13 protein-coding genes are annotated in these 19,570 nt (G+C 68.9%); 7 read left to right on the plus strand and 6 right to left on the minus strand.

The genetic code is table 11. The features are described from left to right. Positions 1-128 precede the first annotated feature (128 nt). A complete protein-coding gene (locus NAM01S_RS05230) occupies positions 129-773 on the minus strand; it encodes a TetR/AcrR family transcriptional regulator (RefSeq protein WP_067780010.1) in 645 nt (214 codons plus the stop codon). 79 nt (positions 774-852) lie between these two features. After that, on the minus strand, positions 853-2,892 hold the full coding sequence (locus tag NAM01S_RS05235; RefSeq protein WP_067780013.1) for a CocE/NonD family hydrolase: 2,040 nt from the start codon (positions 2,890-2,892) through the stop codon (positions 853-855). 282 nt (positions 2,893-3,174) lie between these two features. On the opposite strand from NAM01S_RS05235, the gene NAM01S_RS05240 reads away from it, so the two are divergent. After that, positions 3,175-5,448 (plus strand): MMPL family transporter, encoded by a 2,274-nt coding sequence (locus NAM01S_RS05240; protein WP_084482468.1) that lies wholly within the window; start codon positions 3,175-3,177, stop codon positions 5,446-5,448. Positions 5,449-5,565: 117 nt separating this feature from the next. Here NAM01S_RS05240 and NAM01S_RS05245 read toward each other — a convergent pair whose 3' ends face one another. The 4 genes from NAM01S_RS05245 to NAM01S_RS05260 are packed head-to-tail and all read right to left on the minus strand — an operon-like array spanning position 5,566 to position 11,443. Continuing rightward, positions 5,566-6,753, minus strand: coding sequence for a cytochrome P450 (locus NAM01S_RS05245; RefSeq protein ID WP_084482470.1), 1,188 nt, complete (start codon positions 6,751-6,753; stop codon positions 5,566-5,568). Then, complete coding sequence (gene asnB, locus NAM01S_RS05250; RefSeq protein ID WP_067780016.1) at positions 6,750-8,675, minus strand: asparagine synthase (glutamine-hydrolyzing); 1,926 nt, start codon at positions 8,673-8,675, stop codon at positions 6,750-6,752. The genes NAM01S_RS05245 and asnB overlap by 4 nt, the downstream gene beginning before the upstream one ends. Before the next feature lies 1 nt (position 8,676). Beyond that, the gene (locus tag NAM01S_RS05255; protein WP_067780019.1) at positions 8,677-10,062 is read right to left on the minus strand and encodes a wax ester/triacylglycerol synthase family O-acyltransferase; all 1,386 of its coding nucleotides are present in this window, start codon (positions 10,060-10,062) and stop codon (positions 8,677-8,679) included. Positions 10,063-10,066: 4 nt separating this feature from the next. Continuing rightward, positions 10,067-11,443 carry a cytochrome P450 gene (locus NAM01S_RS05260; protein ID WP_067780022.1) on the minus strand — a complete coding sequence of 459 codons (1,377 nt, stop codon included), beginning with the start codon at positions 11,441-11,443 and terminating at the stop codon, positions 10,067-10,069. A 281-nt stretch (positions 11,444-11,724) separates the two neighbouring features. Here NAM01S_RS05260 and NAM01S_RS05265 point away from each other — a divergent pair, with 281 nt between their 5' ends. The 6 genes from NAM01S_RS05265 to NAM01S_RS05290 are packed head-to-tail and all read left to right on the plus strand — an operon-like array spanning position 11,725 to position 19,329. After that, the gene (locus NAM01S_RS05265; protein WP_067780025.1) at positions 11,725-12,762 is read left to right on the plus strand and encodes a 3-oxoacyl-ACP synthase III family protein; all 1,038 of its coding nucleotides are present in this window, start codon (positions 11,725-11,727) and stop codon (positions 12,760-12,762) included. 6 nt (positions 12,763-12,768) lie between these two features. After that, a complete protein-coding gene (locus NAM01S_RS05270; protein WP_084482474.1) occupies positions 12,769-13,677 on the plus strand; it encodes a hypothetical protein in 909 nt (302 codons plus the stop codon). Beyond that, positions 13,674-15,389, plus strand: a complete 1,716-nt coding sequence (locus tag NAM01S_RS05275) for a fatty acid CoA ligase family protein (protein WP_169810808.1) — start codon at positions 13,674-13,676, stop codon at positions 15,387-15,389. The genes NAM01S_RS05270 and NAM01S_RS05275 overlap by 4 nt, the downstream gene beginning before the upstream one ends. After that, complete coding sequence (locus NAM01S_RS05280) at positions 15,386-16,414, plus strand: NAD-dependent epimerase/dehydratase family protein (protein WP_084482478.1); 1,029 nt, start codon at positions 15,386-15,388, stop codon at positions 16,412-16,414. Before NAM01S_RS05275 ends, NAM01S_RS05280 begins: the two co-directional genes overlap by 4 nt. Before the next feature lie 30 nt (positions 16,415-16,444). Next, on the plus strand, positions 16,445-17,851 hold the full coding sequence (locus NAM01S_RS05285; RefSeq protein WP_084482480.1) for a cytochrome P450: 1,407 nt from the start codon (positions 16,445-16,447) through the stop codon (positions 17,849-17,851). Continuing rightward, positions 17,848-19,329, plus strand: coding sequence for a flavin-containing monooxygenase (locus NAM01S_RS05290; protein WP_067780034.1), 1,482 nt, complete (start codon positions 17,848-17,850; stop codon positions 19,327-19,329). The genes NAM01S_RS05285 and NAM01S_RS05290 overlap by 4 nt, the downstream gene beginning before the upstream one ends. The last annotated feature ends 241 nt before the right edge of the window (positions 19,330-19,570 follow it).

Here is a 19,570-nt window from a genome sequence, read left to right on the forward strand (position 1 = left end):
CACCATCCATGAGCCGAAGTCGACCGACTGAATCCGACCTTCAGTTGGTCGGACGCTGTGGAGGTGACACCCAGTCGGGCTTTCGGTGGTGGGATCCCGCGCGCGGGTGATAGCGCGGGCGAGTTCGGTTATCGGCCCAACCCCTCCAGTACCGAGGTCAGGACCGTGTGGGCGCTGTCGACGACGGCGTCTAGGGGTTGGCGGTAGTCGTCCAGTACCCACTGTTGGGCGATGGTGAGTACGGCGCCGACGAGTCCGGTGGCGATGGTGCGCAGAAGGGGTGGTGGCACGGAATCGATGTCGATCATCGGGGTGGCCAGTTCGAGGAAGGTGTCGACGAAAGATCCTGTGACCCTGCGGTAGTCGGCGTCCACGGCGGGGCTGATGCCGAGTATTTCGAAGAACGCGATGCGCGCGATTCGAGGGTCTTCGGCGATGCCGTGGAAGAAGCCGGTCAGCGAGCTGTGCACGGCGGCGCTGACGGTGCCGGGAGACGTCGAGGCTCCGTCGACTATGTACCCGCGCAACCGATCGGTGGCCACCGCGTACGCGGCGAGCAGCAAAGACTCACTGCCGTCGAAGGATTCGTAGAAGTAGCGTTTGCCGACGCCCGCCCGCGCGCAGACGGCGTCGATGGTGGTGTTGCGATAGCCGCGGGTGCCGAATTCCTCGACCGCCGCGTCGACGAGTCTGGCGCGCCGCTGCTGTTGACGCTGTTCGGGCCCGGCGCCCCGGTATTTGCGGCCGGGGGCGCCGAGCTCGGAAACGGTCACGCCACCATGGTGGCACCGGCGTCGGTGTGAGACAAACCACGCCGGGCACAGTGCTCGACGCGGGCCCGTCACGGTCCGCTCACCAGCCGGGATCGCCCTCGACCGGGATGTTGACCCAGCTCGGTTCGTTGGGATCCAGCACGAGATGCTGTGGGCGAAGGCCACTCTCGTTCAGCAGCGGGCGCAGCGGGATGCTGCTGGGGAAGTTGCTCGCGAAGATGTCGATGCGCAGCCGATGGCCGGGCTGGAGCACGCCGTCCGTGGCGAACAACCCGATGTCGAGTACGGTCGGCTGACCGGGTACGACGGGCTCGCGGCTCGCCAGGGTCAGGATCGGATAGGGATCGGTGTAGTCGCCGTTGGGGGAGCGGGTGGAGGCGGCCTCGTCCACCGCGCGCAGCGAGGCGGTGCGCTGTCCGGTCGTCCATACCGTCGAACGGCCGTCCGGCGCAACGTCGTTCAGTGTCACCGTCCAGTAGCCGTCGGTGGTGTCGAGCACGGTGTTCAGGTGGACGGCGAGCGGGCCGGAGATCTGGGTCGGCCGGTTCACCGGCGCCGTCGTGAAGGTCAGCGCGTTCACCTCGCTGATCCGCGCGTCTTCGGCGCAGATGTCGAGTGCCGAGACGATGCCCGCGGTGCCGTGCGCGGCGTCGCGTGAGCACAGGGTGGCGAGTCCGGGCGCGATCGTCAGCCGTGCGGGTCCGCCAGGCGCCGCGGTCAGGGAGCCGTCGCCCGCGGCGGTCGGTGCGGTGCCCGAGGGGGCCGCATTCAGGTACAGCCGCCGGTACTCCATGCCGGGGCGCGGGAAGGACGGGCTGTCACTCCATCCGCCGCCCTGCTGCCACGACGTCACCTGGTCGTAGCCGTCGATGCCGTTGTCGATTCCCTTGAGCCACTTGTCGAACCAGGCGCGCTGCAGCACGTCCAGCGACGGCGGTGCGCCGGGCAGGCCGAGGCCTGCGCCGGTGGTGATGTGGTAGGTGTCGCCCATCACCAGCTTCTTTTCGCTGTCGGGCACATCGATCGCGTTGTACACCCGGGGCGAGGAGTAGGTGAAGATGTCGTGCCAGCCGCCGTAGATGAAGGTCGGCGTCTGGATTCGCTCCGGATTGCCGACCCACGCGGTCCGCAGATCGCTCTCGTCATCGAGCACCGCGAGCATTTCCGGTGGGATCTGGTCGATGCTCGGTGTGGCCAGCGCCGCGATGACGACGTTGAAGAAGGTGAACGGGTCACGGATGCGATCGGCCAGCCAGGTCCAGTCGAACTTGCCGGTCACCATGGAGACCACGTCGGGAAGCAGTTTGGTGGCATTGACCGCCAACAACCACTCGGGGATGAAACCGATGCCGAGCGCGCCACCGGGCGCCGCGACGTCGCGGATCAGGTCGCTGCCCGGGACGACAGGGAAGATCGCTCGCAGCGCGGCGGGTCTGCGCTCGGCGGTGTGCAGTTGGTTGATGGCGGAGTAGGAGATTCCGCTCATCCCGATCCGTCCGTTGGACCACGGCTGGCTTGCCGCCCAGTCCACGACCTCGGCGCCGTCCTGCTGCTCGCGATGGCCGAACACCTGCCAAACACCTTGCGAGAAACCGGTTCCGCGCACATCGACGACGACCTGCGTGTAGCCGCTCTGGATCAGCTTGCGGTCCACGCCGAAGGTGCGGGCGGCGCCGCCGGGCAGGGCGCGCATCAGATCGCTGAGCCCGCCCATCCCGAAGGCCGAGAAATCCAGATTGCGCAGCACATGCATCAACGGGTCAGCGAGCCCGGGAATCGCCAGGGCCGAATCGGCCAGGTTGGCAACGAGTTTCGTGTAGGGCGTCAGGTTGACGACCGTCGGCGTCGGCTCCTGGATCGGCTGACCCGTCGCGTCGGCGGGATGGTAGACGTTCGCCTTCAGCACCGTGCCGTCACTCATGGTGATCGGCACATCCCATTCGATGAAGACATTCGGATACTGGGGCGGCGCATTATGGGTGGCGACGAACTGGGCGTCGAGCCCGGCGCGCGTCGGCGTCGACTCGGCCGACGGCGCGGACACCAGCCCACCTGCCATCACGAGGAATACGGACAGTGCTGCGGCCGCCGCAGCGATCGGACCCCGACGTCTGATCATGCCTTGCAAACCCTCCCAATGAGGAACTACTCCGTTCCCATAAGTGACGCAACGGTAACCTACGCCACGAAATCGCGCCAGCATGACCGGGCTCACATCACGCCCGCGTGCCGTTCGTCTCCCCGAACAAGATCGGTGGCGATTGTTCTCCCGACGATGCAGTGACACCCGATCGCTTTGCTGCGTACGGTGATTCACCGGCCCACGCTCAGCGGAGCGATCTCCTGGGCCGGGAAGGCGTGCTGCGATGGTTGACGTTTCGGACCCGGGGCTTGTCGCCCGATGAGCCTCGACGCACTCGAAAACACTTCAGCCGCACCGGTTTCCGCGCACCGAAGTCTGCTGCTGCGCTGGACACGACGACTGACGACCCATCCGCGCGCGGTGATCGCGGTGTGGCTGGTCGTTCTGGCGCTGTGCGGAGCGGGCTACCCCGTGCTCGAATCGCGCGTGCAGGCACCGGATCTCACCGTCGACGGCGCGGAATCGGTCGAAGTGCAGCGTCTGATCGCCGAGCACTTTCCCGGTTTGCGAGCCGAGCAGGCGCTGCTGGTCTTCGATTCCGACACCGCGAGTGTGGACACCGCCGACTATCGCGCCCAGATCGAGCGGACCCGGCACGCCGTCGAATCGATCGACGGCGTCACGCTGCTCGCCGCTCCCGACAGTGCCCGACAACTGATCTCGGCCGACAATCGCACCGCCTTGGCCGTTGTCGCCATCGAGGGCGACCAGTCCCACCGCGTCGCCGTCTCCGCCGACGTCCAGAGCGTGCTGTCCGCGCTGCCCGGTCGTGACGTGGTCCGCGTCGATCTCACCGGCTACACCGCGATCCAGAACGACGTGATCATCGCCGAACAAGCCGATGCGCTCCGTGCCGAATCACTCGGCATGCCAGTGGCTTTCGTGCTGCTGGTCCTCGCGCTCGGTGCGGTGGCCGCGGCGCTGCTGCCGATCCTCATGGCTGTCGCCGGTCTGCTGACGTGCACCGGTGTGCTCCTGGTCGCCGACACCGTGACGTCCGTCGACCCGCTGATGCTGTCCATCGCCACCATGATCGGTCTCGGCGTCGGCATCGACTACGCCCTGTTCGTGGTGAGCAGGTTTCGCGAGGAGCTCGCGGCGCACGGGGTGACCTCCCGCTCCGACACCGACGCTATCCGCGCCGCCGTGACAACGACCATGGCCACCACGGGCGGCATGGTCCTGGCGTCGGGCTCGGTCGTCATCGTGTCGCTCGCGGCGCTGCTTGTGGTGCCCGCCGGTGTCTTTCGCGGCATCGTGCTCGGTGTCGGGGTGGCGGTGGCGACGGCGATGCTCGCCGCCGTGACGCTGCTGCCCGCGGTCCTCACCGTGCTCGGGCCCGCCGTGAACCGCTGGCGGGTGCGCGGCCGTGGCGTCGACTCCGACGACAGCGCCGCCGCCCGCCGGTGGACTCGTCGGGTGATGCGCAGGCCGGTCGTCTTCGGCCTGGCCGCCGCGAGCCTGCTGGTCGTGGCCGCGCTGCCGCTGACCGGGCTGCGCACCGGCTTCGACCTGGGCATCGCGTCGCTGACCGACTATCCCTCCGGGATCGCTGCCCGCACGGTCGCGGAGAAATTCCCGTCCGGCATGCTCTCGCCGATGGAGTTCGTCGCCACCGGCTCCGACGGCGGGCCGCTGAACCCCGGCGGCGCGACTGTCGTGCGGAAGTTCGCCGACGAGCTGCGCGCCGATCCCCGCATCGCCGCCGTGCTGACGCAGTGGTCGGACGGCCGCGTCCACCTGACCGTCGTGACCCGCACGCTGATCGACTCGGCGGAGGGCTCGGACCTGGTCGCCGAACTCGACGGTCGAGCACGCTCCCTTGCCGCCTCGACCGATGACCTGCGGGTCAGCGTGGGCGGCGCGCCCGCCGGTCTGCTCGAGATCAGCGACGCGGTGCGCGGGGCCTATCTGCTTGCCGTCGTGATCACAGTGCTGTGCGCACTCGCGCTGCTACTGGTCGTCTTCCGCAGCGTCGCGGTGCCGGTCAAAGCCGTGGCGGTGAACCTGCTCGCCACGGCGGCCGCGCTCGGCATCACCGTCGCGGTGTTCCAATGGGGCTGGGGCGAAACGCTTTTCGACTTCGAGAGTCCCGGATTCGTCCAGGTCGTGATGCCGCTGATCGTGTTCGTGATCCTGTTCGGCCTGTCCATGGACTACGAGGTGTTCGTCATCCGCCGGATCAGGGAGAACTGGGATTCGGCCGTGGGCCGTGGCGGGACCGATCCGGCCGCGGCCAACCGCGACGCGGTCGTCGACGGGATCGGCGCCACCGCTAAACCGGTCGCGGTGGCGGCGGCGATCATGGTGGTGGTGTTCGCCAGCTTCCTCACCGCGAGCACCCTGGAACTTAAACAGCTCGGGTTCGCGCTCGCGGTGGCGGTCCTGCTCGACGTGGTCGTCGTGCGACTGGTCCTGGTACCGGCCACCCTGAGGTTGCTCGGCCGCTGGAACTGGTGGCTGCCCGCCTCCCGATGGCGCAAGCGAATGTCGCGACCGAAGGCCACCTTCATCTCGCGAGACCGGCTGTAGGTGACCATCATTCACCTGACCGGCGCGTCCGGTGAAACCGACCGACGGTGACCTTCATCGGCTTGGGCCGAGTGATGGTGGCCTTTGGTCGGGTTGCGTGTCCAGCCGGTGGCCGTCTCAGCGCAAGCGGATGTGGAGCCTGCGGTAGAGCGGGACGAACGCGTTGAACCGGTAGCGGCGGCGGGTGATCTCCCAGGGGCGGCCCGCCGCGAGCAGCGTCTCCAGGAAGCGGGTCAGCTGCACGTGGGTGAGCGCGGCGCCGAGGCAGAAGTGCTTGCCGCCGCCGAACCACAGCTGCCGCGTCCGCGCCACGTAACCGAGATCCAGGTCGAACCTGCCGACGGAATTGTCGACGTACCAGGTCATCACCTTGACGCGGTCACCGGAGCGCAACAGCCTGCCGCCGAGTTCGACATCGCCGATCACGCCGCGCCCGACGACCGGCATCGAGCTCGTCACCCGCAGCCCCTCCCGGATCGCGTCGGGGATCAAGCCCGCGTCGGCCAGCAGCCGGTGCTGGTCACCGGTGTCGTGCAGCAGCGCGACCAGCCGCCCGAGGGTGCTGGCGAGCGTGACGGTTCCGGCCACTACGAGCAGCACCGTGAATCCGCGAGTCTGCTCGAGTGTCAGCCCCAGGTCGCGGCAGCGTCCGATGACGGTGCCGGAGTCGGCCGAGTCGTAGACCTGCTCGACGTTCGCGCCGATCAGCGCCGCCAGCTCGCGGCCCTTGCGCCGGTTGCGCGGCGGAACGACGGTGGTCGCCCAGTTGCCCTTGCCCAGGTCGGCCAGCCGCTCCATGGCCGCGAAGAGGTCCAGATACGGTGTGTCGGTACTGGTTTCGCGCGGCAGACCGGCCACGTCGACCATCGTGCGCGCGGTGAACACCCGGCCGAACTCGGCGATGTCGACCGTCCGGCTCGCGGTCAGATCGGTGCGCAGACGCTCGAGTTGCGCGCCGGCCGCGCCCTCGACGAAGTACTCGGAAGCAGGCCTGCTGAACAGATCGCCGAGACCGGCCCGCAGCCGTTGGTGCTCGGGGCCCTCGAAGCGTTCGGCGCCGAAGTCGCCGAGCATCTGTGACCACCAGTGTCCCGACGCGCCGTCCGTCGCGATGCTGAAATGCGCGCTGTCGCGGTGGACTTCGCGCGCGAGTTCCGGATCCGACACCACCCAGCCGAATTTCGGCACCTTGCGGATCGGCCGGGTCGCGGCCCCGAGCGGTGCGAGCAGCGCCAAGCCCGGCTGGGCGGCGGCGTGCAGGGCGAATTCGTGCCATTCGGCGGCACGCGGCAGTGTCACGGTCATGCGCGGACTCCGGTGATCGCGTCGGCGGTGAAGCGGTCGGCGCTGAACTGGTCGACCACCACGTGGGTGCACAGGATCGCCATCGCGGCCCATTCGGCTGTGACGCCGTCCCAGGTGCCGGGCCGGTCCATGGCGGTGCGCCAGATCCGTTCCGTCGCTTCGGGATCGAACAGCCCGTAGCGTCGTGCGGCGTCGCGGGAAAGGTGATCGGCGGCCAGCTGCGCACCCGGCCCGCTGAGGTACCACGGGCCGATCGGCGTCATGAACGGTTTCTTGCGCCGCCGCACGATCCGCTTGGGCAGCAGATCGGCCATCGCCCGCTTGAGCACGTATTTCTCGGTGCCGAGCCGCAGCAGCATGCGCGGGTCGAGCTCGGCGCAGACGTCGAGGACGTCGCGGTCGAGGAACGGCACCCGCACCTCGAGGCCGTGCGCCATGCCGAGCCGATCGGAGATGGGCAGCACCCAGTGCGGCAGGCGAGTGTGGAACTCGAAATGCATCTGCCGGTGCAGCGTGCTGTGCTCGGGCGGGCGCGGCAGCGCCGACGGCTCGGGCAGCTCGGCGAGCACGGCGGGTCGCGCGGTACCGGACAGCGCACTCCACAGGTAGACCCACGGCGGCATCTGGCCGTACCGCTCGGTGTATCCCGCACTGCGAGCGGAGATTTCGACGAGGTGGCGGTCGATGCCGCTCGGCCCGCCGATCCATTTCGTCGCCTGCCGCCACACCAGCGGTCGCAGCGCGTCCAGCCGCAGGTCGGTCAATCGCGAACTCAGGCGCAACAACCGGTAGAAGTCGTACCCGGCGAGCAGTTCGTCCGAGCCGTCCCCGCTCATTGCCACTTTGAGCCCTTGGTCTCGGGCGAGCGCGGTCAGGTCGAGGAAGGGGGAGGCGACGCCGCCGTACCAGAACGGAGACTCGAAGTGCCACATGCTCTTCGGCAGCAGCTCGCCGACGCGCGCACCGGTCGTCTCCGATTCCACGTTCGGCACGTCCAGCGAGCGTGCGACGAGCCGCGACATCTCGGTCTCGTCGTGGATCGCGCCGGACAACCGCACACTGAGCGTGGTCAGCGGCGCGTCACAGCGCCGGGCGGCGACGGCGGCGATGGCGGAGGAGTCGAGCCCGCCGCTGAGCGCGACGCCAGCGGCGACCTCGTCGGGGATCCGCTTGGCGACCGCGGCGGTGAACCGCTCGTCGAACGCCTCGATCGCCGCGCGCCCGGTGAGCAGCGGCGCGTCGGGATCCTCGCGCTGGAACACACGGAAGTAGCGCCTGCTCCGGACGCCGTCGGCATCCGCGGTGAGGACGGTGCCCGGTTCCAGGTCGCGTACGTCACGCCAGAACGTGCCCGGCGCGATCGTGTGGCCGTAGAACAGGCAGTCGCTGAGCCCTTGCGGGTCGATCTCCGGTGTACAGGCGCCGGAGGCGAAAATGCCCTTGATCTCCGACGCGAACGTCAGCCGACTCCCGCGCAGGTGGTAGAAGAGCGGTTTGACCCCGACGCGGTCGCGGGCCAGCGTCAGACGCCGCCGGACGCCATCCCAGATCGCGATGCCGAAGTCGCCGTCCAGGTGTTCGACGAACCCGTCCCCGTACTCCTCGTACAGGTGGGGGACGACCTCGGCGTCGCTGTCGCTGCGGAACCGGTGCCCGCGCGCCGCCAAGGCGCGGCGCAACGCCTTGTGGTTGTAGATCTCGCCGTTGAGCAGCGCACGGACCGAGCCGCTCTCGTCGGCGGTCGGCTGCGCGCCGTGCCGGACGTCCACGATGGACAGGCGCTGGAAGCCCAGCGCGGCGTGCCGGTCGTGCCAGGTGGCGTGGTCGTCGGGACCGCGGTGGCGCAGCACCGCGCACATCGCGGCGAGCGGGCCTGGGTCGACCGGCGCCGCGAAGTCGACGATGCCGCAGACCGCGCACATCTCAGGACTGCCCGACCGCGGTCGCGGGCGCGAGGACACCGTCCAGCTCGGCGAGGGCGGCGTCCACGGCGGCCGTCAGGTGCTCGATCGGCGGCAGCTTGTCGGCCGCGCCGAGCACACCGAGGAACAGCTCGTCGCGGTAACCGAAGCAGGTGAAGTTCAGCGAATTGCCGTGCATCAGAAGCGATATCGGATGCATCGCGTCGAGTCGAGCGCCGTCCCAGAACAGCGTCTCCCGTGGGCCGGGGATATTGGAGATGCCCATCGGGTGCGAGGAAGGGGCCGACCGGATGCCGAGCAGAAGCGCGAAGACCCACGGGAAGGTGGTGGCCAGGCCGTAACCGATGACCGCGCCTGGCGACATCGCGCCCATGTGCCGCTTGGCGGCGTCGATCGCGTCCTTGACGGCGGCGAGGCGTCGCAGCGGATCCTCGACGTCGGTCGCCAGCGTCGTGAACATCAGCCCGGCGCGGGTGCCCACCCGCTGGTCGCCGTCGCGCAAGTCGGTCGGCACACCGGCGGTGAGCGGGCGCTCGGGCAGTTCGGCGTGGTCGGTGAGGTAGTTGCGCAGCGCCGTGGCGACCAGATACAGCACCAGATCGTTGACGGTGCAGTCCGCGGCGCGCGCCAGTCGTTTGATCTCGCTCAGCCGGTAGCGGCGCAGCGAGAGGTCACGCGCCCCGGTGATCGGACCGTCGAGGACCGACGGCGGCTGCCGGTAGGTCTGCTGCGCGGTCGCCCGTCCCGCCTTGCGCCGCAGCGCATCCCGCGCCGCACCGGCGACTCCGGCAAGTACCGCGAAGAACCCGCGCACCGCCGTGAAACGCGCGGCGATCCGGTTCACGCGCGCTGAATCGCCGGGCTCGGGTCCGATGGTGAAGAAGGGCGGCAGGTCGCGCGCCTCGGCGTCGGGGGACAGTCCGCCGGTGATGACGCGCACCAGCGAAACACCGTCCAGCAGACTGTGATGCGCCTTCAACACCGCCGCGAAGCGGTCCGCCGACTGTCCTGTCACGAAGTGCAGCTCCCACGGCGGCTTGCCCAGGTCGAGCTGCTCGCGGTGGATGCGCGTCACGAGCTCGACCAGTTCGTCGCGGCCCGCGCCCGCCGGCAGCGACCACTGCCTGATGTGGTCGGCCGGGTCGATCTCGTCGACTTCCCGTACCAGGGCGAGGGATTCGGCGAGGCGGCCGCGTACCGGCGTCAGGTTCCACGGCGGCGGTGCGGTGAACGGGGCCGCGTGCCGCGCCCGCCAGCGGCGCACGAATCGCTCGGCATCGCCGTCGGGACAGTGGAATTCCATCAGGAACGCCACGTGCATCGGCATTTCCGGCGACTCGAGCGACAACCAGGTCGCATCGGTGGCCGACAATCGCTTGATCGCCATACCCCTATCCTTCGAATTCTCGGTCGGCCGCCGGTCGTGGCGCGAGGTCGAGCCGCAGGCCCACCGGGATGACGGCGAAATGGAACCGGTCGTCGGGCGGCGGAATGCCATCCGGGATCCGGAAATCGAATGTGCGGCAAGCCATCGCGGCCACACTCTTGATCTCGAGCATCGCCAGGCCGCGCCCCGGGCAGAACCGCGGCCCCGACCCGAAGGGGATCGAGACGTCGGGGCGGTGCGCCCGGCCGTCGGCGCGCAGCCACCGTTCGGGGTCGAACCGCTCCGGATCGGCGAAGTTCTCCTCCCGCAGGCCCGGATACCGCACGTCGACCAACACCCAGGTGCCCGCGGGCAGAGCGATATCGCGCAGCACGGTGTCGTGCACCGCCTCCATGAGCAGCAGCGGGGTGGTGGGTTGCAGCCGCATGGACTCGGCGACAACGGCTTCCAGATACGGCTGCCGCTCCAGCGTCGACGGTATCCTGGCGATCTCCTCCCGGATGCGTTCCTGCGCTTCGGGTTCGGAGGCCAGATGGTAGAGCAGCCATGCCGTGGCGTTGCTCGTGGTGTCCTGTCCGGCGATCAGGATCGTCAGCGCCTCGGCGAACAGCTCGTCGTCGGTGAAGGATTCCCCGCCGTCGTTGGCCAGCAGGAACGCTTCGATGAAATTCGTCGGCTGCTCCGGCACCGCGGTGCGCGCGCGGGCGATGACCGCGTCCACCTCGGCGCGCAGCGCGTCCAACGCCCGGTCCAGCGCGTGGTCGGCGGGCAGCTTGACGTAGCGCCAGTACGGGAACGGAATGTTCAAGCGGCGGTTGATCATCGGGAAGACGTGGTCCAGGTGCTGCTGGATGACGTCGCCGGACTGCTCGAGGGTGTTGATGTCGTAATCGAAGGTCAGCTTGGCGGTCACGTCCACGGTGTAGCGGGTGAGGTCGGCGCGCACGTCCTCGGGCGGGGACGCCAGCCAGCGCCGCCGTAGCCGCTCGGTGATCTGCTCCAGCGTGGTGTGGAACCGGGTGAGATGGGCGGCGTTGAACGCGGGCATGGCCAGTCGCCTGCGTCGCCGCCACGCCTCGCCCTCGGAGGAGAACAGTCCGTTGGAGCCCATCTCGCTCATGATCGATTCGATCGAGGACTGTCGCCGGTAGGTACCCGGGCGCTGCCGCAGGACCTCCTTGCCGATCTCGGGATCGCCGACCACGACCAGCCGCCTGCCCGGCATGCTCAGCCGGTAGACGGGACCGTATTCCGCGCACCAGCTGTCGAGTTGCCGGTGCAGTCGCGTCGGGGTGAGTTGCGGGAGGTTGCCCAGCACCGGCCAGCCGTCTGGGCCGGGCAGATCGAGCAGCGACATCGGCGCGCGGGGCGGGACGGACACCGGCCCGAGCCTAATCACGAATCGGGCGCTCGACGCAATCGAAAACGAGAATTCATCACGGGAGACGATGTTCTCGCCCAACTTTTGTCACGAAGTAGCAAGCGGCACTGATGGATTGGTGATCCCCCTCACTGACCGGCTCCGCAAGTGGACTGCTGTCGAGATCTGGTCGTAGTGTCGCAATCATCCGGTCGAGCCCGGGTTTCTTTGGCCCCCTTGCTTTATCAGCGCCGTGTCATTCCATTTTCCGTGGGAGCCGCGGCCATCGGAGGAAATCTCGTATGAATCGCTCTCGAATACGTGCGCTCGGGGCCGCTCTCCCCGCCGGAGAATTCACCACGAACGAAGTGCTCGACCGCATGTCGAGCGGCGGCGAGTTCGACGTCGAACGCATTACCGGTATCGCACACCGGCATATGGTCGACCGCACCGAGGAGGACACCCTGACCTTGGGCGTCGCCGCGGCGCTCGACTGCCTGGCGGACTCCGGATACGATCCCGCCGATCTGGATGTGATCATCTGCGGCGGCACCACCGTGCACGACGGATTCCGCATGGTGTTCGAGCCGTCGGCGGCGGGGGAGATCGCCCGGCGCATCGGCGCTGTCAATGCCACCGGCTACGACGTCGCCAATGCGTGCGGCGGCACCATGACCGGTATCTACCTGTTGGACAACTTGATTCGCGCCGGGCTGGTCCGAAACGGCATGGTGGTGACGCCCGAGGTCATCTCGCCGGTCACCGAGGGCGCGCTCGCCGAGGCGGTGGACGCGCGCGACCCGCAGTTCGCGGCGCTGACCCTGGCTGACGCGGCCGTCGCGGTGGTGCTCGACCGCGCCGTCGACGACGCCGAGGCCGTCCACTACATCGACATGATCACCTGCGCGGAATACTCCGGCCTGTGCATCGCCAAACCCAGCGACAGCACCGAGAACATGATCATGCTGACCGACAACCTCACCATGCAGGCCGCGCCGCGGCGCGAGACCTGGGCGAAATTCCATCGCGACGTGCTCGCCAAGAAGGGCACGTCGTTCGCGGAGGAGAATTTCGATTACATCGTCTTCCATCAGCTCGGTGTCGGGTTCACTGAGAAACTGGCGGAGTCGGGCAGCAAGATTCACGGCGCACCGATGCCGCCGCGGCTCGCGTGCGTCGAGAAGTACGGAAATACAGGGGCGAGTACACATTTCCTGGTGCTGCACGACTACCTGTCACGCGGCCTGATTCCGGCGGGTTCGAAGATCTGTTTCGTGCCGACCGCGTCGGGAATGGTGTTCGGGGTGTTGTCGGCGACCATCGGTGAGTTGGTGAAGTAGATCGTGGTGACCATTCTGCGGAATTCGGCGGTGAGCGTGGATCCGGCGCTCGGCTCGATCGACCACGCGGTCGCGGCGGCACGGGAATGCCTCGCCGGGGCAGGTCTTTCGGCGACGGACGTGGACGTGCTGATGAACGTCGGTGTGTATCGGGACGCCAACATCGTGGAGCCGTCCAACGCCGCGCTGATTCAGCGCGAGCTCGGCATGCACCTCGACTACGAATCCGGTTCCTCCCGGCCCGGCTTCTCCCTCGATCTGCGCAACGGCGCCTGCGGCGTGCTGAACGCGCTCCAGGCCGCGAATGCGTTGCTGGCCAACGGCACTGCCGAGCACGTCCTCATCGTCGGCAGCGACGCCCACCCAGGCAGCCGGGCGGACGCGGCCGACTTCCCCTACGCCACCGTGGGCGGTGCGTTCCTGGTGACCAAAGGCATCGACGAAACGACGGGACTCGGCACGGTGCACTTGCAGCCCGCGCCGAGGCCGGACGGAGTGCATCCCGGCGTCGCGGGCTATCTCGACCTGAAGTCGATGGGCCGCGACGGCGCCCGCACGATCACCGTCGACGTCGCCGACGATTTCGCCGAGCGGGTCCTGGGTGTCGCGCGCACCGCGGTGCGGAACTACCTCGCGAATCACCCTGAAACAGCGGCTGATTCGACGGTGTTGGTCTCCAATAATCCCGCACCGGACTTCGCGGAGACGCTGGCGGCCGACTTCGGCTTCACGCGACACCACCAGGCCGATACCGGGTCGCGGAACGCGGGAAGCTCCGGTCTCATCATCGCCTACCACCAGCTGATGCGGTCCGGCGCCGTGCGTGCGGGCGACCAACTGCTGCTCGTCGCGGGCGGATCGGGACCGACGGCGGGCTGTGTCGGCTACCGGGTGCCCGGCGGCGGTGCCGGGTGACGCGCGCGATCGGCTACGACGACCCGAGCGCCCTGCTCGAGCGCCGGATCACGGGACGGGCCGACGAGCCCGCCATCAGCTATCCGACCCGCGCTGGCGCGGCGAAGGCCGAGCGCGGCGCCGACCTGCTGTTCGCGACCATGACCTACGCCGAGCTGGGGCGGCGCGTCCACTCCTATGCCGCGGGCTTCGCGAGGATCGGAATCACCAAGGGCGTCAAGGTCATTGTGCTCGTGCGCCCGGATCCGGATCTGTTCGCGGTGCTGTTCGCGCTGTTCCGGGTCGGCGCGGTACCGGTGGTGGTGGATCCCGGCATGGGCGTGCGCCGCATGCTGCACTGCTTCCACAGCGTCGGCGCGGAGGCCTTCATCGGGATCCCCGAAGCGCATGCGGTGCGGCTGGCCGCGCGGCGCACCTTCGGATCGATCCGGGTGCACGTCACGGCGGGGCGGTCGTTCTGGGGCGGTCACAGCCTGTCCGATCTGCGCGACGAGCCGGAAACCCCGGCGGCCGAACATGATCCGGACGACTTGTTCATGATCGCGTTCACCACCGGAAGCACCGGACCGGCCAAGGGCGTCGAGTTCACCAGGTCGGGTTTCGCCGCCGCACTAGATGTCGTCACCGAACTGCACGGCCGCCCAACCGGTTTCGTCTCGCTCACCTCGGTGCCCCTGTTCGGGCTCTTCGATCTGCTGCAAGGCGCGCACGTCGTGCTCGGTCCGGTCGACCCGGTGCGCGTGTCGAAGGCGAATCCGGCGCTGCTCACCGACGTGGCGCGGTCCTTCGGCGCCACCGACCTCACGGCCTCGCCCGCGCTGCTGGTCAGGCTCGGCGAGCATTTCGCCGAGACCGGCGAGAGCCTGCCCGACATCGCGCGGATCATCTCCATGGGCGCACCGGCGAATCTGGTGGCCCTGGAACGTATTCGAGCCGCGCTCGGCGAGGACGCGAAAGTCTTCACCACCTACGGCGCGACCGAGGCACTGCCGCTGACCACCTTGGAATGGTCCGAGCTGGACCGGACCCGCGCCGCGACCGCCGAGGGCGCGGGCGTGTGCGTCGGCCGCCCGCTGCCGGAGGACCGCGGCGCGACCCTGGTCCGGATCATCGGCGTCACCGACGAGCCCATCGCCGACTGGAGCGAGGACCTCGTCCTGCCCGCCGGGCGGATCGGCGAGATCGTCGCGAGCGGACCGCAGATCAGCCGCGCCTACCACCGCAATGCCGCCGCCGACGCGCGGCACAAGATCGACGAGCGACTGCCCGACGGCAGTATCCGGCGCTGGCATCGCACGGGCGACTTGGCGCGCGTCGACGAATCGGGCCGACTGTGGTTCTGCGGGCGGGTCTCCCAGCGCGTGCGGACCGCAAGCGGTGACATGTACACCGTCCGGTGTGAGCAGATCTTCAACACCCACCCGGACGTCGCCAGGACCGCACTGGTCGGCGTCGGCGCGCCGGGTGAACAGATCCCGGTGCTGTGCTTCGAGCCCGCCGCGGATCTCACGCCCGCTGAGCTGACCAGGGTGCGGCGCGAACTGTGGACCCTCGCGCAGCGGAGGCCGGAGACGACTCGCATCCGAACCTTTCTGCCGCACAGCGAGTTTCCCGTCGACATCCGGCACAACGCGAAGATCGGGCGGGAGCGGCTCGCGCAATGGGCCGCGGATCGGCTCGGTTTCCCGCGAACGAAAGGAACGGACCGATGAAGGTTCTCGTCACCGGCGCGACCGGATTCCTCGGCAGCCACATCGTCGATGCCGCCACCGGCGCGGGCGACGAGGTACGGGCGCTGGTCCGCGCGGGCAGTGACCTCGGCTACCTGTCCGGCGTGCCGGATCTCGAGACCACCGTCGGGGATCTCGGCGACCTGGACTCGCTGCGGGCGGCCTGCCGCGACGTGGACGTCGTGTATCACAGCGCGGGGCTGGTGTCGGAAGTCGGTGCGCGAGAACAGTTCTGGCGAGCGAATGTCGAGGGCACGCGCAACCTGATCGCGGCCGCACGCGATGCGGGGGTTTCGCGGTTCGTGTACGTCAGCAGTCCGTCGGTGGCGACCTCCTACGAGACCGACCGCTTCGGCATCGACGAATCCGAACCCTATGTCGACGCGCCCAAGAGCCTCTATGTCGCGACCAAAGTGGTGGCCGAGCAGTATGTCCTCGCTGCCGACTCGCCCGGCTTCACCACGTGCGCGTTGCGTCCGAGGATGATCTGGGGTCCGCGCTCGGCAGGATGGATGAGCCTGCTGCTGCGCAAGCTGAAAAGCGGTCGGCTGCCCGACCTTTCGGGTGGTCGCCCCGTCATGGCGTCGATCACCTACTGCGAGCACGCGGCGGCCGCCTGTCTGCAAGCCGCCCGGTCTCCCTCGGTCGCCGGAAACGCCTACTTCCTGGCGGATCCCGAGGACATCGACCTGTGGGAGTTCGTCCGCAACCTCGCCGTCGCACTCGACCTGACTCCGCCGACCCGCACCGTGCCCGGCCCCGTATTGGACGCGGCGATCGCCGTCTTCGACACCATTTGGCGGATACCCGCCGTCAAGGAGCGGTGGGCGCCGCCGCTGTCGAGCTGGACCACGGCGGCGCTGACCGTCTCCAGCACCTACGACACCGCGGCTGCCCGTAAGGATTTCGACTACAACCCGACCGTCTCCCGGGACGAGGGCCTCGCGCGCTACGTCGAGTGGGTGCGCTCCGTCGGCGGCGTCGACGCCGTGCTCGCCCGCGGCTGAACGGATTACGCCGAATCGAAGGTTGGTCTCGTGACATCACTGCTGTCCACCGTGCGGGGACGCCGCGCGGGCGTCCGGTCCACGGTGCCCACCGCGCCCGGCGCGCTGCCGTTCCTTGGGCATTGGCACCGTTTCGGCAGCACACCGCACCGGTTCCTGTCGACGTTGTCGGCCCACGGGCCGGTGGTGCGCATCGGAATCCCAGGCTACGACACGTATGTCGTCACCGAACCGGAGCTGATCAGGGAGGCGTTCACCGGGCTGTCGGATCAGGGCTCGATGATCGAACGCGCCGAACTGCTGCTCGGTGACGGTGTCACCGTCGTTTCCGGTGCGACACATCGGCGTTCGCGCAGGCTCATCGCGCCAGCGTTCGCCAAGGCGCGTATCGCCCAGTACGCCACGGTGATGACGGCGATGGGTCGGGCGCGGGCCGACCAGTGGCGTGACGGCGCGATGCTCGCGGTGAACGAGGAGATGCACGACCTCGCGCTGCGCACCGTGGCGGGCGCGCTGTTCTCCGGTGAACTCGGCGAGATCACCGCGCGGCGCGTGCACCGGCTGTTGCCCGAGGTCATGACGCTGCTCGCGCGCCGCGTCACCCGGCCCGCGTGGCTGGACCGGCTGCCAACCCGAGGCAACCGCCGCTTTCTCGCGCTGGTCGACGAGCTGAAGGACGCCACCGCCGACATCATCGCCGCCTACCGCGCCGATCTGGCCGCCGACCCGGCGCTCGACCACGGCGACCTGCTCGACACGTTGATCCGGGCCCGCGACGAGGACGGCGCGCCGCTGACCGACAAGCACGTGCACGACGAACTGGTGAACTTCCTCGTCGGCGGAACCGAGGCCATCGGCATGACCGCCACGTGGCTGCTCTACGAACTGGCGCGCAATCCGGAGGTCGAGCGCGCCCTGCACGCCGAACTCGACGAGGTGCTCGGCGGGCGACCGGCCGAATTCGCCGATCTGCCCCGGCTGGACCTGACCAAGCGGCTCGTGCTGGAGACGCTGCGCCGCTACTCGCCGTGGCTCACCGTGCGGCACGTGCCCGCCGATTACGAGCTCGGCGGGCACCCGCTGCCCGAGGGAGCGATGCTGTTCGTTTGCCCGATCGCGGTGCATCGCGATCCGCGGGTGCACGCCGACCCCGACCGGTTCGATCCCGATCGCTGGCTGCCCGAGACGACGGCGGGGATGTCGCGCGGGGCGCACATCCCGTTCGGTATGGGCGCGCGGCAGTGCCCCGGCAACGTGTTCGCGCTGACCCAGGTGGCGTTGCAGATCGCCACCCTCTGCGGGCGCTGGCGGCTGCGGCTGGAGCCCGGATTCACGGCGCGCGAGACCGTGATCGGCGCGCTGGTCCATCCGGAGCGGCTACCGATGCGGGTCGAGGCTCGTCGCGATACGGGCGCGGATCGGAAGGGTGTGCGATGAGCGAGATCTGTGAAGTCGCCGTGATCGGTTCCGGTTTCAGCGGGCTCGGCGTGGCGATCAACCTGAAGCGTTGCGGCATCGAGGATTTCGTGATTCTCGAACGCGCGGAGTCGGTCGGCGGGACGTGGCGCGACAATGTGTATCCGGGATGCGCCGTCGACGTGCCGTCGGTGCTGTACTCGTACTCTTTCTATCCCGGCGACTGGTCGCGGCTGTTCGCGACCCAACCCGAACTGCGCGCCTACACCGAATCCGTGGTCGACGCTTTCGATCTGCGCCGCCACGTGCGGATGAACAGCGAGGTCGTCGGTGCCGAGTTCGACGAGACCGAGCACCGGTGGCGGGTGCGGTTGGCCGACGGGCGCGTGATCAGCGCGCGCACCGTCGTCATGGGGTACTTCTCGCTGCACGTGCCGTTCGTGCCGGACATTCCCGGCCGGGAACTGTTCCAGGGTATCCAGATGCACTCCGGCTCTTGGGATTCCGATTTTCGGCCGGAAGGGAAGCGGATCGCTGTCGTCGGCTCGGGCGCGAGCGCCGTGCAGATCGTGCCCGCCCTGGCGCGCGCCGGTGCGCACGTGGTGTCGTTCCAGCGCAGTCCGGCGTGGGTGCTGCCGCGCGGGGATCGCGCGATCGCCGGACCGCTGCGGACGGTGCTGCGCAAGTTCCCGCCCGCGCGACTAGCGTTGCGCGGCATGGTGTTCGCGCTGCTGGAGTCGGTGCACCTGGCGGAGTTCCATCCCCGCTTGCTGCCGGTCTTCGAGCAGGTCTGCCTGCGCTCACTGCGCAAGCAGGTGCCCGATCCGCGCACCAGGGAGAAGTTGCGGCCGGACTACCGGTTCGGGTGCAAGCGGCCGATGGTTTCCGACGAGTACTACGCGGCGTTCGCCCGCGACGACGTCGACCTGGTGACGGAGAAGATCGTCGATCTCACTGGGTCCGGCGTGCGCACCGCCGACGGTGTCGTGCACGAGGTCGACGCGATCGTGTGGGCCACCGGCTTTCACGTCCAGGACTCGATCCCGCGCTTCCCCGACTTCCGCACGCCCGCCTTCTCGCTGCGAGACAGCTACGAGCGCAACGGTTTCGCCGCCTACCGCGGCATCGCCTTCGCCGGTCTGCCGAACCTGTTCTGCGTCACCGGACCCAATACCGCGCTGCCGCACACCTCCCAGTTCCAGGCCATCGAACCCACCACCCGCCTCATCGCCCGCACCATCGCCCACATGCGCGAGCGCGCCGTCACCCGCTACACACCGACCGACGCCGCCCAGAACCGCTTCGTGGACCACTGTCGCCGTGTCCTCGCCGATCGCGTCTGGACCACCGGCGGCTGCACCAGCTACTTCGTCACCCCCACGGGCACCAACACCCTCACCTGGCCGGGAAGCACCCGCAGCGTCCGCCGCGACCGCCGCCACATCCGCCCCGAGGACTGGGACCGCCGCCCGGCCGCCACCGAATCGCTCACGCCCTGAATCGGATTCGCCCGCGCGGGCCCGTGGTCGCGAGGGCGATTTAGATCCTCTCGTCGGCAGTCGGCAGTCGGCAGTCGGCAGTCGGCAGTCGGCAGTCGGCAGTCGGCAGTCGGCAGTCGGCAGTCGGCAGTCAGCCGTTTGCGGTCAGCGGTCGGCAGCAGCGGTCGGCGGTCTGTCGTCGGCAGTCGGCGGTCAGCGGTCAGCCGTTTGCGGTCCGCGGTCAGCGGTCAGCAGTCGGCAG

It is taken from the genome of Nocardia amikacinitolerans NBRC 108937 (assembly GCF_001612615.1).
Lineage (GTDB): Bacteria > Actinomycetota > Actinomycetes > Mycobacteriales > Mycobacteriaceae > Nocardia > Nocardia amikacinitolerans.

Bases quoted from the DNA above. Each gene is read 5' to 3' on its own strand.
- NAM01S_RS05235 (WP_067780013.1), bottom strand. From the start codon at position 2,892: ATGATCAGACGTCGGGGTCCGATCGCTGCGGCGGCCGCAGCACTGTCC.
- NAM01S_RS05240 (WP_084482468.1), top strand. From the start codon at position 3,175: ATGAGCCTCGACGCACTCGAAAACACTTCAGCCGCACCGGTTTCCGCG.
- NAM01S_RS05245 (WP_084482470.1), bottom strand. From the start codon at position 6,753: ATGACCGTGACACTGCCGCGTGCCGCCGAATGGCACGAATTCGCCCTG.
- asnB (WP_067780016.1), bottom strand. From the start codon at position 8,675: ATGTGCGCGGTCTGCGGCATCGTCGACTTCGCGGCGCCGGTCGACCCA.
- NAM01S_RS05255 (WP_067780019.1), bottom strand. From the start codon at position 10,062: ATGGCGATCAAGCGATTGTCGGCCACCGATGCGACCTGGTTGTCGCTC.
- NAM01S_RS05265 (WP_067780025.1), top strand. From the start codon at position 11,725: ATGAATCGCTCTCGAATACGTGCGCTCGGGGCCGCTCTCCCCGCCGGA.
- NAM01S_RS05280 (WP_084482478.1), top strand. From the start codon at position 15,386: ATGAAGGTTCTCGTCACCGGCGCGACCGGATTCCTCGGCAGCCACATC.
- NAM01S_RS05290 (WP_067780034.1), top strand. From the start codon at position 17,848: ATGAGCGAGATCTGTGAAGTCGCCGTGATCGGTTCCGGTTTCAGCGGG.